The organism is Pseudomonas sp. PS01300 (genome assembly GCF_029960155.1).
Taxonomy (GTDB): Bacteria; Pseudomonadota; Gammaproteobacteria; order Pseudomonadales; family Pseudomonadaceae; genus Aquipseudomonas; species Aquipseudomonas palmensis.
In genome coordinates this window covers 16,896-32,029 of the sequence record NZ_JASCPN010000063.1, presented here as the reverse complement: position 1 = coordinate 32,029, position 15,134 = coordinate 16,896, and the positions used below count along the sequence as shown (strand labels likewise).

The window sequence follows — 15,134 nt, the reverse complement described above, 5'->3', positions numbered from 1 at the left end:
CGGCGCCCCCATCGCGGGTCAAGCCCGCTCCCACAAGGATTGCAGCGACCCTGTTGGAGCGGGCTTGACCCGCGATGAGGCCCGCAAGGCCTCTACATAGCTATATAGAGAGCAGACGATCAGACCCCCTGCGGGATCTCCTCTCCACCCAGCGCTTCGAACAGCGCCGGCAGGAAGTCGCCGAAGGTCAGCATCATCAGGGTGAAGCTGGCATCGAGCTGGCCAAGGGCCTCTTCGCCGCCGTCTTCCTCGGCCTGGTCCTGCAGCAGCTCTTCGAACTTCAGGCGCTTGATCACCATCTTGTCGTCCAGCACGAACGACAGCTTGTCCTGCCAGGCCAGCGACAGCTGCGTCACCACCTTGCCGGTACCCAGGTGCAGCTGGATCTCGTCGCTGGTCAGGTCCTGGCGCTTGCAGCGTACGATGCCGCCGTCTTCGTGGGTGTCGCGCAGCTCGCACTCGTCCAGCACATAGAAGTCGGGCGCAGCCTTCTGCGACTTGACCCAGTCGGTCAGGGTCGCGCTTGGGGCGATCTTCACGGTCACCGGGCGCACCGGCAACGAGCCCATCACTTCACGCAGGGTCGACAGCAGGTCCTCGGCACGCTTGGCGCTGGCCGAGTTGACCAGGATCAGGCCCTGCTTGGGCGCGATGGCGGCGAAGATCATCGAACGACGGATGAAGGCGCGAGGCAGGAAGGCCTGGATGATCTCGTCCTTGATCTGGTCACGCTCCTTCTTGTAGACCTTGCGCATCTGCTCGGCTTCGATCTCTTCGATCTTCTCCTTGACCGCATCACGCACCACGCTGCCAGGCAGGATGCGTTCTTCCTTGCGTGCCGCGATCAGCATGAAGTCGCCACTGACATGCACCAGGGGCGCATCTTCGCCTTTGCCGAAGGGCGCGACGAAACCGTAGGTGGTCAACTCCTGGCTGGCACAGGGGCGCGCCGGCTTGCTGGCCAGTGCGGTTTCCAACGCCTCGGCGTCGAACTGGATGTCCTGGGTAAGGCGGTAGGGCAGCAGGTTTTTGAACCACATGGGGTGCATCTCTCCTCGGTACATAAGGAGGGCATTATTCTCCGAGCGGCGTGTTCAGGCCAAGCCCGCTAAGTCATTGGAAGGCCTGAAAAATAATTTTAAAAAAGTGCTTGCCAGAGTGTGAGGTGCTCCGTAGAATGCGCGCCACACCGAGACGAAGGGTGATTAGCTCAGCCGGGAGAGCATCTGCCTTACAAGCAGAGGGTCGGCGGTTCGATCCCGTCATCACCCACCACTTCTCAGTGTATCGCGCAGCGGTAGTTCAGTCGGTTAGAATACCGGCCTGTCACGCCGGGGGTCGCGGGTTCGAGTCCCGTCCGCTGCGCCATATATTAGCTTCAGGGCCCACTGAACTCCCTGAAGCCACAAACGAAGCGACCTTAGGGTCGCTTTTTTTGTGCCTGGCGTTTGGCCGCGCCTGCCACGCATCCCCCTCCAACAACGAAAAAGGCGCCGCTGAGGGCGCCTTTTCCAGACAGCCTCGCGCCGTCTTACCAGTTGTAGGTCACGTCTGCACTCAGGGTGCGGCCTTCGCCGTAATAGCAGTCCAGCCCGCCATTGCAGGCCGCCACGTACTTCTCGTCCGTGAGGTTCTGCAGGTTGGCCTTGAGCTTCACGCCCTTGACGTGCAGCGGCGATTTTTCCAGGTCATAGGACACCATGGCGTCATACACGGTGTAGGACGGAATCTGGAAAGAGTCGCCCACGTAGTCCGAACCGTAGCTGCTGCGCACATAGCGCGCGCCCAGGCCCACACCGAACCCGGCCAGTACTGTGGAAACGTCGAAGTCGTAGTTGACCCACGCCGAAGCGGTCAGCGGTGGCTGCATGGCCAGGGTACGGCCTTCGCGGCCGTCGTTGATGCTGCGCCACTTGATCTGGTTGCGTGATACCGCAGCCAGCACGCTCAGGTTGTCGGTGACATTGACCTTGCCTTCCAGCTCGACACCACGCGAACGCACCGAGCCGCTCTGCACGCTCAGGCTCGGGTCGTCGCGGTCGTTGGTCAGCATGTTGTCCTGGTCGATCTGGTAGGCGGACAGCTGGATGAAACCGTCGATCGACCTGGGCTCGTACTTGATGCCCACTTCATACTGCTTGCCGTTGGTGGGGTCGAAACCCGAACCGTTGGCGTCGACACCGGACAGCGGCAAAAACGACTCGGCGTAACTCACGTAGGGCGTCACACCGTTGTCGAACGAGTAGCCCAGCCCCGCACGCGCGGTGAACTTTTCATCCTTCTGGTTGGTGTGGCCGCCGTTGAGCGGCGTCTTGTTGTCGGTTTCGGCAAAGTCATAGCGGCCGCCCACGGTCAGGAACCATTTGTTCCACAGCAGTTGATCCTGGGCATACAGGCCGGTCTGGGTAATGGTGTTGTCCCAGCGGTAAGGCTGGGTGAAAGTGAACTTGCTGCCGTAGACCGGCTTGTACAGGTCGATGCCCGGGCCGCGACGGTCGTATCGGCCGAGGAACTCGGAGTTGAAGTGGTAGTAGTCCACCCCCAGCAGCAGGGTGTGGTCCAGCTCGCCGGTCTTGAACTTGGCCTGGGCGGTGCTATCGATGCCGTAGACCCGGTTGTGCTGCGCCCAGTCCACCCCGAAGCGGTCTGCCTGATAGCTGAAGTCGTTGGCGCCGGTGACCGGGTTGGGGCCGAATGAATAGCCGTGCAGTGGCGCGACGTAGCGGTCGTCGAGGTCGGCGTAGCGTGCGTTCTGCTTGAGGGTCCAGGTGTCGTTGAGCTCGTGGGCGATCTCGTAGCCGACCACGAACTGCTCGCGGTCATATTTGTTCAGGCCCGGCTCGCCGATGAACAGGCTGCGGCTGATGCGCCCGTTGGCGGTGCTGTACACCGTGCCCTTGGCCGGCAGGCCCTGGGCTTCCGGGGTGTCGCGGTCTTTCTGGTACTGGCCGAACACCGTGACGGTGGTGCGCTCGTTGGCCAGCCAGGTCAGGCTGGGCGCCAGCAGCATGCGGTTCTGGTCGGCGTAGTCGATCTGCGAGTTGCTGTCGTTGACCACGCCGGTCAGGCGATAGAGGAACTGACCCTGATCGTCGATCGGGCCACCGAGGTCGAAGGCCCCGTACTTGCGGTCGTAGCTGCCGCCACCGATGACCACTTCATGCAGCGGCGTGGCGGTGGGGCGCTTGCTCACCATGTTGACGATGCCGCCCGGCTGGTTCTGGCCATACAGCACCGACGCCGGGCCCTTGAGCACTTCGATGCGCTCCAGGGTGTAGGGGTCGATCTGCAGCGAGCCACCCGTGCTGCCGCCGCTGTAGGGCAGGTGCAGGCCGTCCAGGTACAGCGGGGTGGGGGAGAAGCCGCGGGAGGTGGGTTCATCGAACACCTTCACCCGGTCGGCGAAGCCGCCACCGGTCATGCCGGCGGTGTAGCGCAGGGCCTCGGTGACCGACTGGGCGCCGCGCATCTTCACTTCGTCCTGGGTGATGACGTTGATCGTCTGCGGGATCTCGCTCAGGGCCGTGTCGGTCTTGGAGCCGGTGGCGCTGCGCTTGGCCACGATCCCGTCGACCGGGCCGTAGGCCGATTCGGTTGCGCGGCTGTCGATGTTGGTGGCGCCCAGCACCACGGACGCATCGGCGGCAGGCAGTTTTTCCAGCACCAGGGTCTGACCGTCCAGCAACTGCCAGGTATGGCCGCTGCCCTGCAGCAACCGGTCCAGGGCCTGGGCCAGGGTAAAGGCACCCTGCAGGGCCGGACCGGACCGGCCAGCCAGGTCGCTGGAGTTGAACACCAGACGTACGTTGGCCTGGTCGGCCAGTTGAGTGAGCATCCGGTCCAGCGCCTGGGGCGCCAGGTTCAGGGTCAGGCGCGTGGTGGTTTCGGCTGCGTGGGCCAGCGGCAGGGTCAGCGGCACCCCGCCACCCAGGGTCAGAGCGATGGCCAGCGTCAGGGTACGGCCACTGAACGGAAAAGCGTTGGAAAGCGCCTGCATTGAAATCGTCCGTCATCAAATGTTGGTAAGAAGCGATATTTATGAGAAGTATTCGCGTTCAAACCAACGACGATTCATTGCCGTCAACCTTGCCAACAAAATCCGGATTTATTTTTCTTCGACGCTCTCGCGGTTCATCACCAGGGTCAGCCACGGCAGTTGCACGACCCGCAGCGGTTGGGTGCGCGCCAGGGTACTGAACATCTGGGCACCGTCGTCCAGGTTGAACACCCCGCTCACCGCCGTGCTCGGCAATTGCCCCGTCACCACCAGTGCGCCGGGTACATAGCGCCCGATTTCGCTGACCACCTCGTCGAGTGGGCGTCGATTGAAGATCAGCTTGCCGCGCTGCCATGCCGAATCACTGGTCAGGTCCAGCGGGCGCGTGGAGGACGGTGGCAGGCCCTGGGCATAGTCCAGTTGCTGGGCCGGTTCCAGGCGCGCGCTCTGGCCACCGGACGTTACCTGCACCACACCCTCGCTGACGCCGACCCGCACCTGCTGTTCGAGCAGGTTCACGTCGAACCGGGTGCCCAGTGCCTGGGCCGTGCCTGCGGCGGCATGCACCACGAATGGACGCGCCGGGTTCTTGCTGACCTGGAAAAGCGCCTCGCCCTTGATCAGGTCGATATCGCGACGCGTGGACGAATAGCGCACCGACAGTGCGCTGGCGCTGTTGAGCCAGACCTCGCTGCCGTCCTCCAGCACCAGGTGTCTGCGTTCGCCGACGGCGGTCGACTGGTCGGCCATGTACACCTTCATTGGCTGCCCCAACTGGGTCACGGCCAGCACCGCCAGCCCGGCGGCCAGCGCAGCCCATCGCAAGGGTTTTGCACGGCGTTGGGGCGCTGGCGGCACGAAGGATTGCGCGGTGGCCGTCTGCGCTACCCCGTGCCACATCTGCTCGGCCAGCCGCGCCGCTGCTTCGTGCGCCGGGCTGCGCTGGCGCCACTGGCGAAACGCGGCATGATCCGACTCGCTGGCATTCCCCGACATCAGCATCACCCACTGCTCGATGGCCTGATCCTCCAGCTCGACAGGGGATGGTTGGGAAGGGTTGGGTCTAGTCATGATGAGGGGCTGCTGAAACCTTCAGAGGGGGCGTACCGGGCATTCTAAATAGATTCCGACTGACGTAGCCAATCGCGGCAGTGCCGCATGGCTTGCACAATGTACTTGCCCACCGTGCTTTCGGACACGTCCAGGCGCACGGCTATCTGTGCATGGGTCAAGCCTTCGAGGCGATTGAGCAGCAGTGCCAGGCGCGCCTTGCTGGGCAACTGGGCCAGGCTGCGGTCCAGTTGTTCGATCGCTTCGGCAGCCAGGAACTGCTTCTCGGGGGAGGCGAGGGGGTCGCAGACGTCCAGGTTGTCACTGACGTCGTCATGCAGCGCCGAGCGTCGCTGTTCCTGGCGCAGGCGGTCGATGGCAAGGTTGCTGGCAACGCGAAAGACAAAGGCACGCGGTTCGAGAATCTGCGCCGTATCGGACAGGCTGGCCAGTCGCAGGTAGGTGTCCTGGGCCACGTCCGCGGCCTTTTCCACATTGCCCATGCGCCGTGCAAGAAACGCCAGAAGGTCGGCGTAATGCTCCTGGAAGGCGCTGACCAGCGGGTTGACGGCGGAGGTTGGGGTGGACATCCATTGTGCTCGTGCGACGTAATGCGCAAGCTTATCTCAAATGAGAATGACTATCATAGATATGTTTTTTTACAGGTCAGGCCTTTTTCGCCGTGTGTGCATTCGTTGTTTGTCGAGGTGGGGGGTTCAGTTAAAGTAGGGCGCCTTTCAGCAGGCCGGGCGAGCTCCGGCCGCTGGCCGATGACGACCACTGCCAGAGACCTCATATGCAGGATGCAACCCCCGCCGCCGCGCCCTTGCTGGGCATTGACCTGGGCACCACCAACAGCCTGATCGCCGTATGGCAGCAAGGCCGTGCCCAACTGATCCCGAATGCCCTTGGCGAGGTGCTTACCCCCTCGGTGGTCAGTATCGATGACGACGGCAGCATCCTGGTGGGGCGCGCCGCCCGTTCGCGATTGACCACCCACCCCGATCGCAGCGTCGCGGCATTCAAGCGTTTCATGGGCAGCGAAAAGCGACTGGAGCTGGGCGGGCAGGCATTCAGCCCCGAAGAGCTCTCGGCCCTGGTGCTGGGCTCGCTGAAGCACGACGCCGAGGCCTTTCTGGGCTGCGCGGTGCACGAGGCGGTGATTTCGGTGCCGGCCTATTTCAGCGATGAACAGCGCAAGCGCACCGTGTTCGCCGCCGAGCTGGCGGGCCTCAAGGTGCAGCGCCTGATCAACGAACCGACCGCCGCCGCCATGGCCTACGGCCTGCACGAGCAGAAATTCGAGCGCACCCTCATCTTCGACCTGGGGGGCGGTACCTTCGACGTCACTGTGCTCGAATACGCCCTGCCGCTGATCGAGGTGCATGCTTCCACCGGCGACAACTTTCTTGGCGGCGAAGACTTCACCGAAGCGCTGCTGCAGGCCTGCCTGAAGGATTGGGGCATGACCCTGTCCAGCGTCGAACCGCAGGCGCTGGCGAGCCTGTACGACAGCATAGAACTGCTCAAGTGCAAGCTGGGCGAAGGCCCGCAGACGGTCTACTGGAAGGGTGCCGGCGAGCCCCGCGAGTGGACCCTGGACGAGCTGGGCGCGCAGACGATCTGGGAGCCGCTGCTGGGACGGGTGCGCGCGCCCATCGAGCAGGCCCTGCGCGACGCGCGGCTGAGCCCGCGCGACCTCGACAGCCTGGTGCTGGTGGGCGGTGCCACGCGCATGCCGGTGGTGCAGCAGATGGTGGCCAAGCTGTTCGGCCGACTGCCGTACCGCCACCTCGACCCCGACACCATCGTCGCCCTGGGCGCTGCCAGCCAGGCGGCCTGCAAGGCCCGCGACTCGGCCATCGAAGAGCTGATCCTGACCGACGTATGCCCCTACACCCTGGGCATCGAGACCACCCGCGGCGCCAACATCAGCGGGGTATTCTCGCCGATCATCGAGCGCAACACGGTGATACCGACCTCGCGGGTGCAGCGCTTCTACACCTCCCACGAGCAGCAGAAGACCATCAACGTCGAGGTCTACCAGGGCGAGCGGCCGTGGGTGCGTGACAACATCTTCATCGACAGCTTCGTCGTCGAGCTGACCCCGATGGACAAGATCCAGTCACTGGACATCCGCTTCAGTTACGACATCAACGGCCTGCTCGAAGTCGACGTGACCCTGGTGGACACCGGCAAGCGCCACAGCCACAGCATCGACCGCAGCCCCACCGGGCTGGATGAAGAGGCGCGCCAGAACAGCCATCAGCGCCTGGCCGGGCTGAAGATCCACCCGCGCGATGCATTGCCCAACCGCACCCTGACGGCGCGCCTGGAGCGCGCCTGGATGCAGTGCCTGGGCGATGAGCGCGAGCAGATCGGCACCTGGCTGAGCGATTTCAGCCAGGTGCTGGCCACCCAGCAGTCCAGCCTGATCGCCAGCCAGCGCCAGCAGTTGAACGAGGCGCTGGACGCACTCAACCTCTAGCCGATCAGGCGCCGCAGCACAGCCTGCAGCCCGCCGCTGAGAGCGTCGGGGTCATGATGCTCCGGCGACACGCCCCAGCGGTTGGGCAGCACGTCGCCGGGCATCACCACCAGCACCAGCGGCAGGAACGGCAGCGCTACCGACAGCGCAGCCAGCAGCACCATCACCACGATCCCGTGGCCGATGTCGTGCAGCCGGCGCAGGCAGGTGCCGAACAGCAGGGCCAGGCCCAGGCCGATCTTGACCATGGCCTCGGGCGCATCGCTGGAGGTGATGGCAAGCACCAGGGTGACGAAGAACCACAACATCAGCTGGCCGACGAATGCGCCACGGCCCAGGCGCGTGTTCCAGCGCCAGAAGGCCCAGGGCGATACTGGCTGAAGATCGGCCTGGGCCAGCAGCAGGCGCTCGCACCAGGACAACACCGCGGTCAGCGCAAAGCGCAGGCCGATACCGGTGCTGGGGTCATCCTTGGCCTTTTGCAGCTGCTTGAGCACCTTGAGGCGCGGTACGCCGACACGGCCGTAGCGGATCAGGCCCTTGAGCGTATCCATGACCTGGTAGAACACCGCGCTGTCCATGCCGTAGGCATCGAGTTTCTCGCGCGGCGGCCGGCTCGGCTCGCCCTTGATCAGGCCGCTGCGAAAGGCTTCGAACCACGGCTCTTCACTGGAGATGTCGGCCATGGTGCGCAGCAGCACGCGGTGCTGTTCGGCATCCAGTGCCGGGTCGTGGTAGAGCACCGCCCAGAACAGCATCATGCCCAGCAGGTCGTCGGCGAAGGCCTCTTCGTCCTTCTGGTAGCTGGCCAGCAACGCCAGCGTGCTGGGCAGGCGCGCACTGCTCAGGGCCTGGTCCGGCGCGGGCAGGCTGTCGGCAATGGCTTTTTGCAGCGGGTCGCGGCTGTCCAGCCAGCCCAACAGCCCATCGAGGTTGCCTTGTTCCTGCAGCAGGTTCAGCAGCAGGGTATGGACCTTTGCCAACGGATGGCCGGGTGGGCACTGCAGGGTGTCGAGCATGCTCGGCGTCACCAGCGCCAGCCAGCGTTGTGGCGCCTGGGCCAAGGCCAGCATGAACAGTGCCTGGCGGTGCCAGTGCCACAACTCGGCGCCGGCCGGTGCGGGAGGCAGCACCACGCCTGCGGCGCCCAGCTCGCATTGCATCTCCAGGCCGAACGGTACCGGCATCATGGCGCGCGGGCTGAAGGTCTCGTGCAGGCGGGCCAGGGTGCGCCCGTCGTAGGCGCGCAGGCGGCGCAGCCAGTCGCGGCACAGGGTGGTGGCGCCGTCCTTGAGCACGTCGGGTAGTTGTGGGTGCGGCGAGTTGCTGTTCAGGAACGCCTGGATCGCCAGGGGGATCGGCGCCTGTTGCAGCCAGGCCAGTTGCTGTTGGGCCTGGTAGCGCAAGCCGTCGAGGATCAGTTCATCGATCAGGTGGCTGCTTTTCGGTTCGTCGAGCACCTGTTGCAACAGCGCGGCGTCACCGCAGTGCAGGGCCCAGGCGTGACGGTACAGACGCTGCAGGGCCGGGTCCGGGTGTTCGTCGATCAGGCTGGCGAGCAGTTCCAGCTCACGCTCATCGGTGGCCCGCCAGTCGACGAACTGCCCCGCGATGCCGTCCAGTTCCAGGCGCGCGGCCTGGAACCAGCGCGTCAGGGTTTCCGGGCGCTGCGCCGGGCTGCCCAGGGTCTGTTCGTCTTCGCTCAGGTCGTCGGGCCAGGTGCGCACCGGTGCCAGGCGGTCGAAGGCCTGGGTCATCAGCGGCAGGCGTTGCGGCTGGTGCGCGGTGCACAGGTCCAGCAGCTCGCGGGCGGCCACCGGGTGGCGGAATTCCAGCCACAGGCGGCTCCAGCACGACAGCGCTTCTTCTTCCTTGCCCAGCAGGCTGGCCTGGCAGGCCAGCTGGTACAGCGCGTCGACATCGTCGGGTTGTAGCGCCTGGCGTTCGACGCACAGCGCGTACAGGCTCGGGCTGGCCACCCCGGCCTGGCCGATCTGCAGCAGCAGGCGTTCGACCAGTGCGGCGTCCGGGGGCAGGGCGACCACGGTGTGTTCCCGGGCGAAAGCGGCCAGTTCGAACAGCGGGCGGTTGTTGTAGAGGTGGTCCAGGCTGCGCAGGTACCACAGGGTTTCCAACTGCGCAGCCGTAGACCAGTCGTTCATCAGGCGCATGTCGAACGGGTCGGGGGCGGCGAAGCGAGCCAGCAGCGTCTCGACTTCCTGCGCCTCTTCGAAGCCCAGGCGCAGCAACTGTTTGTCCCAGGCCAGGCGCTTGGCCAGTACCTGCACGCAGGCATTGGACAGCTGGCCGGCTTCTTCCAGGCGCCACAGCAGCTCCCAGCTGACGTCCTCGAGTTCTTCGAGGGGCAACTGGTCGAGCTCACGCAAGTAGTCCTGCCAGGCATCGACGTTGTAGCGCCGGGCCGGGTCGGCGAGCATGCGGGCGAAGGTGGCGATGACCGGGTGCACGCGAGGCGGGCGCGGCGGGCGTTCTGCGTAGGCCTGTTCTTCGCCGACGTCCTCGTCCTCTTCGTCGTCTTCGTCATCCGTGCGGGTGGCGAGCTTGAGCGCGTGCTCGTAGGCCTGGCGCAGCAGTTGGAAGCCCTGCGGGTCGGTTTCGGGGTGAAACTCCGGCAGGCGGGCGCGGTAGGCGCCGCGGATGACGTCCTGGTCCTTGGTGGGCTCGATGCCCAGCTTTATCCAGCAACTCATGACCAGGTGCCCTCCTCGAGCGAATCGGGCCGGGGCGGGTAGTCCAGCGGCAGGTCCCAGGGCAGGCTGGCGAACAGTGCCTTGCCGCGCTTGAGCATGTTCATGATGATGCAGCGGTTCCAGTGCTCGGCGCCCTGGCGGTCGATACGGTAGGGGTAGACGTCGTCGTCATGGCTGGAGCAGTTCCATAGCGATTTGCCGAACATGTAGCCGGCGATGTAGGTGTCCCAGCTGTTGTAGAAGTGGCGTGCGCGCAGGGCCAGGCGGCTGTGCAGCCAGAGGCTTTCGGGCTCGGTGATCAGGTTCTCGAACACCCCGGCGCGCAGCAGGTAGCCCATGCGGCCCAGGTCCCAGGCGCGGGTGCCGCCGAAGCCGCAATCGGCATAGGTGCGTGCGGCAAATTCATAATTGGCGCGCTCGCGCGGGCCCAGCTCGTCAAGCAGTGCCTGCCATTGGCTGGGTTGGCGGCGAGGGTATTGCCAGTAGGCGTCGTTGAGTTTTTCGGCGTGGCCGGTGTCGGCCATGCGCAGCATGTCGAGCAGCTCGCGGCGGTTGTTGATGCCCCACCATTTTTTCAGGTCCAGGTCCCCTTCGGCTTCGAAGTAACGGGGGGAGGTGAGGCTGGCGCCGTTGAGGGCGGCCATGGGTGCAGAAAGGGCGTACAGCCAGTGCTGTTCAATCTCTTCCATGAATAGAAGGCTCCGGGGTCGACGGGGAATGGGCGGGGTCGACCGTAATGGCGCGGATTGTAGAGAGGCGGGGCGGGTGGGGCAATTGGATCCAGATTTTTTCGGCAGTGGTGTCTACCGGTGCTGATTTTCTTGCTCTTGCTGTTGCTCTTGCTCTTGCTGTTGCTTTGCTTTTGATCTTCCGTCCTTCAGGAGGCCGAATGGACCCTGCGTGTAGTGGGGTGTAGGGCCATGGATGGCCCGGAAAGTGCCGACGGGCAGGGATGCCCGTACGGCGCGGCCCCACGGAGCGTGGGTGGAATGAGGGGACCCGTAGCGAAGCGTAGGGCCGGATGCTGGACGGAGCGGTTTTGCTTACTTTTTCCAAGAAAAAAGTAAGCCGCTGTAAGAGCGGAAGGGGCCTTCGGCGTCTCTGTCCATGCTGGATAAGCTCGAAAATCGAGCAACCGTCGCTCCCCGGGAAGGGGGCCGAGAGATTATCCGGAAGAACCGGAACATCAAAAGCCCGATCACCAGTGCGATGGTGAGCCAGTCACCCGACCATGCCCCGCTCTTCCTCACGCAAGGTCAATACCTCGACCCCCTGCGCCGTCACTGCCACCGTATGCTCCCACTGTGCCGACAGGCTGCGGTCCCGGGTGATCACCGTCCAGCCGTCCTTGAGCGTACGCACCCCACGCCCGCCTTGGTTGATCATCGGCTCGATGGTGAACACCATGCCCGGCTTGAGCACCAGCCCGCTGTTGCGGTGTCCGTAGTGCAGCACCTGCGGCGCCTCGTGCATCTGCCTGCCGATGCCGTGCCCGCAGTACTCACGCACCACGTTGTAACCCGCGCCCTCGGCAAGCCGCTGTATCGCATGCCCCACATCACCCAGCGTGGCCCCGGGCCGCACCTGGCGAATGCCCGCCCACAATGCGGCATAGGTGGTATCGACCAATTGCCGCGCCTCGTCGGCAATGGCGCCCACCGCATACATCTTCGACGAGTCGGCAATGTAACCACCCTGTTCCAGGGTGATGTCCACATTGATGATCGACCCCGCCTTCAGCACCTCGTCGGCACTTGGCACGCCGTGGCACACCACATGGTCGACGGAGGTGTTGAGCGAATACTTGAACCCGTACTGCCCCTTGCTGGCCGGACGCGCCTTGAGCACATCGACGATGTACGCCTCGGCACGGTCGTTGATCTGCAAGGTGCTGACCCCTGGCGCGACAAAGCCGTCCAGGTGCTCGAACACCCGCGTCAGCAATTGCCCGGCGGTACGCATCAAGGCCAGCTGCTGCGGGTTCTTCAGGATCACCTCGCTCATGCGATCAGCTCCCTGAGGCTGGCCTGCTCCTGGCGCAGCAACTGGCGCAACAGTTCCTGATAGGTCATGTGCGGGTTGAGCTCGGCCAGCATGCCGATGCGAATCCAGTACTCGGCCTGCGCGTTGATCGAGCGCGACACCGCGCCGCTGGCAATGCGCAGGTCTTCATGCAGCGCGTCATCGATCTTGACGATACCCATGGCAATACTCACTCTGTATACGAAGCGTATATATAGCATATAGCTTGTGTGTTGTTCGAGGCCGGCGCCGCAAAGGGGCTGCGGTTGCGATAAACTCCGGCCATGAACCTCGATACCCGCATCAAGTTCCGTCACCTGCTGTGCTTTCTCGAAATCGCCCGTCAAGGCAGTTTCGCCAAGGCCGCCGACGCCGTGGCCATCAGCCAGCCGGCGATTTCCAAGACCCTCAAGGAGCTCGAGGAACTGCTGCAGACGCGATTGTTCGAGCGCGGCAAGCAGGGTGTCGAGCTGACTGCGGCCGGGGTGCGCTTCATGCGCTACGCCGGCCCGTGCGTACAGGCCCTGCGCGAAGGGGTGAGTACCCTGCGCGGCGAGGAACACGCGCCGCCGCAGGTGAAGATCGGTGTGCTCTCGACCGTCGAAAGCCTGCTCATCCCCGAAGTGATCTGCCGCCTGCACCAGCGCCACCCGGCCCTGGTGGTCAGCGTTGCCACCGGCCCCAGTGCGCACCTGCTGGCGCAGTTGCACGTGGGGGAGCTGGACCTGGTGATCGGGCGCATGACCGACAGCCCGCAGATCCAGGGCCTGCTGTTCGAGCACCTGTACAGCGAGTCGATGTCGCTGGTGGTGCGCCCCGGCCACCCGCTGCTGGCACGCAGCCCGATCGAGCGCAACCAGGTGGGCCAGTACCCGCTGGTACTGCCCCTGGCCGGCACCACCATTCGCAAGCATGCCGACAGCCTGTTCGTGCAATGCGCCATCGAACAACCGCAGCAACGTCTGGAAACGCTTTCCCCGGCACTGAGCCGGCGCTATGTGCTGGGCAGCGATGCGGTGTGGGTGGCCCCGCGTGATGCGGTGCGGGTCGACCTGCAGCGGGGCGAGCTGTGCGAGCTCGACCTGGGCGTGCGCGAACCCGGTGGCTCGGTGGGTATCTGCAGCAATGCCGCGCTGCCACAGGCCCTGCCGGCCCAGTGGTTGTGCCAGGTGCTGCGCGAAGTGGCGGGGCAGTACCGCGAAGGACACTACCCGTAGATTTCATCCAGATCCGGGGCGTTGGCTGCAATACTGGCCACTGGCTTATCGGCTGCATGAAGAAGCCTTCACCTGGCTGAACTTCTCGACCTTTTGTCGCTCTCATGCCGGTAGCCATTGGTCGTGGCCGCCTGATAAGCTCGCGGCTTTACTCGATTGCCCTTTTGGCGCATGAACAAGGAAATAGCATGAAACAGCATCGGTTGGCGGCTGCGGTTGCCCTGGTTAGCCTGGTACTGGCGGGTTGCGATTCGCAGACCAGCGTCGAGCTGAAGACCCCGGCACAGAAAGCTTCCTACGGTATCGGCCTGAACATGGGCAAGAGCCTGGCACAGGAAGGCATGGACGATCTCGACTCCAAGGCCGTGGCCCAGGGCATCGAGGACGCTGTCGGCAAGAAGGAACAGAAGATCAAGGACGAAGACCTGGTCGAAGCCTTCGCCGCGCTGCAGAAGCGTGCTGAAGAACGCCTGGTCAAGATGAGCGAAGAGTCGGCCGCCGCCGGCAAGAAGTTCCTTGAAGAAAACGGCAAGAAGGACGGCGTGGTCACCACCGCGTCGGGCCTGCAGTACCAGATCGTGAAGAAGGCCGAAGGCGCCCAGCCCAAGCCTACCGACGTGGTCACTGTTCACTACGAAGGCAAGCTGATCGACGGCAAGGTGTTCGACAGCTCCGTCGAGCGCGGCAGCCCGATCGACCTGCCGGTCAGCGGCGTGATTCCGGGTTGGGTCGAAGGCCTGCAACTGATGCACGTGGGCGAGAAGGTCAAGCTGTTCATCCCGGCTGACCTGGCCTATGGCGCACAGAGCCCTAGCCCGATGATCCCGGCCAACTCGGTACTGGTGTTCGATCTGGAACTGATCGCCATCAAGGACCCGGCCAAGGCAGCAGAAGACGCTGCTGAGAAGTAAGCGTCCCGCTGTGTGCACAACGCCCCGTCTCGACGGGGCGTTGTCGTTTATGGATCGGGCTGGACCGTGGGAGCGATCTGACGTCACACCTTGGTGGCGTGCGCAACTGTGACGGCTTTCGCAAAGTGACCGCGTAATGAAACAGGTGTGTAAAAAACGCCCGATTTGACCCAGGCCCTTGCCTGGCGGGCACGCCGAGCCTGAAAATGGCCTCTGTTCACAAGGTTATCCACAAATACTGTGGATAACCTTCCCGGCCCTGCCGTTGGAGGTGGTATGAAAGCACCCTGGAATTTTGCCCGTTTCCTGCCGCTGGCCGAGCGCCTGTTGAGCCGGGGGCGCCTGCCAGCGCTGATCTTCGCCGTGGCGCGCAAGGGCCCGAGCCTGGGCAAGCTCAAGGATGACGTACGCCTGCTGCAGGCGCTGTGCGTGGCGTGGTGGCGTGGCGAGTACCGTGCCATCAGCTCAAGGGCGCTACTGACCATCGTCGCCGGCCTGCTGTACTTTGTCAGCCCGCTGGACGCGATCCCGGACTGGCTGCCCGGCATCGGCCTGCTCGACGATCTCGCCGTACTGGCCTGGGTGCTGAAGACGTTCGACAGCGAGCTGGCGGCTTTTCGCGCCTGGCGCAATCGTCAGTCTCCCGAGAAACTGCGCGTGGTCGAGCGCCTGCCCGACACCCCAGAAGCGTTGCGCCTGGAGCAGGGAAAGCGCTAAATCCGGTTACACCCTGCAATA

Annotated in this window: 12 protein-coding genes and 2 tRNA genes; 6 read left to right on the top strand and 8 right to left on the bottom strand. The window is 64.3% G+C overall.

Annotated elements, in window-relative coordinates; translation table 11 throughout:
• Positions 1-119 precede the first annotated feature (119 nt).
• Positions 120-1,040 (bottom strand): recombination-associated protein RdgC, encoded by a 921-nt coding sequence (gene rdgC / locus QMX96_RS22570; RefSeq protein WP_088514017.1) that lies wholly within the window; start codon positions 1,038-1,040, stop codon positions 120-122.
• Positions 1,041-1,199: 159 nt separating this feature from the next.
• On the opposite strand from rdgC, the gene QMX96_RS22565 reads away from it, so the two are divergent.
• Together QMX96_RS22565 and QMX96_RS22560 are read left to right on the top strand one after the other, a co-directional pair.
• Positions 1,200-1,275 (top strand) — tRNA-Val (locus QMX96_RS22565).
• Between the two features lie 16 nt (positions 1,276-1,291).
• Positions 1,292-1,368: transfer RNA gene (locus QMX96_RS22560), tRNA-Asp, on the top strand.
• A 163-nt stretch (positions 1,369-1,531) separates the two neighbouring features.
• Here the strand turns inward: QMX96_RS22560 and QMX96_RS22555 are convergent.
• The 3 genes from QMX96_RS22555 to QMX96_RS22545 form a co-directional block, all read right to left on the bottom strand.
• Positions 1,532-3,997 (bottom strand): TonB-dependent siderophore receptor, encoded by a 2,466-nt coding sequence (locus QMX96_RS22555; RefSeq protein ID WP_043860019.1) that lies wholly within the window; start codon positions 3,995-3,997, stop codon positions 1,532-1,534.
• 108 nt (positions 3,998-4,105) lie between these two features.
• Entirely contained in the window at positions 4,106-5,068 is a 963-nt protein-coding gene (locus QMX96_RS22550; RefSeq protein WP_043860020.1) for a FecR domain-containing protein, read from the bottom strand.
• Positions 5,069-5,112: 44 nt separating this feature from the next.
• Positions 5,113-5,637 (bottom strand): sigma-70 family RNA polymerase sigma factor, encoded by a 525-nt coding sequence (locus QMX96_RS22545; protein ID WP_043860021.1) that lies wholly within the window; start codon positions 5,635-5,637, stop codon positions 5,113-5,115.
• 206 nt (positions 5,638-5,843) lie between these two features.
• Here QMX96_RS22545 and QMX96_RS22540 point away from each other — a divergent pair, with 206 nt between their 5' ends.
• Complete coding sequence (locus QMX96_RS22540; RefSeq protein ID WP_054914674.1) at positions 5,844-7,535, top strand: molecular chaperone HscC; 1,692 nt, start codon at positions 5,844-5,846, stop codon at positions 7,533-7,535.
• Here QMX96_RS22540 and QMX96_RS22535 read toward each other — a convergent pair.
• The 4 genes from QMX96_RS22535 to QMX96_RS22520 all read right to left on the bottom strand — a co-directional run bounded on the left by QMX96_RS22535 (position 7,532) and on the right by QMX96_RS22520 (position 12,450).
• Positions 7,532-10,246 carry a molecular chaperone DnaJ gene (locus QMX96_RS22535; RefSeq protein WP_282362468.1) on the bottom strand — a complete coding sequence of 905 codons (2,715 nt, stop codon included), beginning with the start codon at positions 10,244-10,246 and terminating at the stop codon, positions 7,532-7,534. The genes QMX96_RS22540 and QMX96_RS22535 overlap by 4 nt on opposite strands.
• The gene (locus QMX96_RS22530) at positions 10,243-10,935 is read right to left on the bottom strand and encodes a DUF1266 domain-containing protein (protein ID WP_043860023.1); all 693 of its coding nucleotides are present in this window, start codon (positions 10,933-10,935) and stop codon (positions 10,243-10,245) included. Before QMX96_RS22530 ends, QMX96_RS22535 begins: the two co-directional genes overlap by 4 nt.
• Before the next feature lie 532 nt (positions 10,936-11,467).
• Positions 11,468-12,250, bottom strand: a complete 783-nt coding sequence (gene map / locus QMX96_RS22525) for a type I methionyl aminopeptidase (RefSeq protein ID WP_043859969.1) — start codon at positions 12,248-12,250, stop codon at positions 11,468-11,470.
• Positions 12,247-12,450 (bottom strand): ParD-like family protein, encoded by a 204-nt coding sequence (locus QMX96_RS22520; protein WP_043859970.1) that lies wholly within the window; start codon positions 12,448-12,450, stop codon positions 12,247-12,249. The genes map and QMX96_RS22520 overlap by 4 nt, the downstream gene beginning before the upstream one ends.
• Before the next feature lie 102 nt (positions 12,451-12,552).
• Between QMX96_RS22520 and pcaQ the strand changes: the two genes are divergently transcribed.
• The 3 genes from pcaQ to QMX96_RS22505 all read left to right on the top strand — a co-directional run bounded on the left by pcaQ (position 12,553) and on the right by QMX96_RS22505 (position 15,113).
• A complete protein-coding gene (pcaQ, locus tag QMX96_RS22515; protein ID WP_043859971.1) occupies positions 12,553-13,485 on the top strand; it encodes a pca operon transcription factor PcaQ in 933 nt (310 codons plus the stop codon).
• A 188-nt stretch (positions 13,486-13,673) separates the two neighbouring features.
• Positions 13,674-14,396: an FKBP-type peptidyl-prolyl cis-trans isomerase gene (locus QMX96_RS22510; protein ID WP_054914671.1), complete on the top strand. Its 723-nt coding sequence runs from the start codon at positions 13,674-13,676 to the stop codon at positions 14,394-14,396.
• A 276-nt stretch (positions 14,397-14,672) separates the two neighbouring features.
• Entirely contained in the window at positions 14,673-15,113 is a 441-nt protein-coding gene (locus tag QMX96_RS22505; RefSeq protein WP_043859973.1) for a YkvA family protein, read from the top strand.
• The last annotated feature ends 21 nt before the right edge of the window (positions 15,114-15,134 follow it).

Excerpts from the sequence above, each read along its gene's own strand:
- rdgC (WP_088514017.1), bottom strand. The coding sequence starts at position 1,040 with ATGTGGTTCAAAAACCTGCTGCCCTACCGCCTTACCCAGGACATCCAG.
- QMX96_RS22555 (WP_043860019.1), bottom strand. The coding sequence starts at position 3,997 with ATGCAGGCGCTTTCCAACGCTTTTCCGTTCAGTGGCCGTACCCTGACG.
- QMX96_RS22550 (WP_043860020.1), bottom strand. The coding sequence starts at position 5,068 with ATGACTAGACCCAACCCTTCCCAACCATCCCCTGTCGAGCTGGAGGAT.
- QMX96_RS22545 (WP_043860021.1), bottom strand. The coding sequence starts at position 5,637 with ATGTCCACCCCAACCTCCGCCGTCAACCCGCTGGTCAGCGCCTTCCAG.
- QMX96_RS22540 (WP_054914674.1), top strand. The coding sequence starts at position 5,844 with ATGCAGGATGCAACCCCCGCCGCCGCGCCCTTGCTGGGCATTGACCTG.
- QMX96_RS22535 (WP_282362468.1), bottom strand. The coding sequence starts at position 10,246 with ATGAGTTGCTGGATAAAGCTGGGCATCGAGCCCACCAAGGACCAGGAC.
- QMX96_RS22530 (WP_043860023.1), bottom strand. The coding sequence starts at position 10,935 with ATGGAAGAGATTGAACAGCACTGGCTGTACGCCCTTTCTGCACCCATG.
- map (WP_043859969.1), bottom strand. The coding sequence starts at position 12,250 with ATGAGCGAGGTGATCCTGAAGAACCCGCAGCAGCTGGCCTTGATGCGT.
- QMX96_RS22520 (WP_043859970.1), bottom strand. The coding sequence starts at position 12,450 with ATGGGTATCGTCAAGATCGATGACGCGCTGCATGAAGACCTGCGCATT.
- pcaQ (WP_043859971.1), top strand. The coding sequence starts at position 12,553 with ATGAACCTCGATACCCGCATCAAGTTCCGTCACCTGCTGTGCTTTCTC.
- QMX96_RS22510 (WP_054914671.1), top strand. The coding sequence starts at position 13,674 with ATGAAACAGCATCGGTTGGCGGCTGCGGTTGCCCTGGTTAGCCTGGTA.
- QMX96_RS22505 (WP_043859973.1), top strand. The coding sequence starts at position 14,673 with ATGAAAGCACCCTGGAATTTTGCCCGTTTCCTGCCGCTGGCCGAGCGC.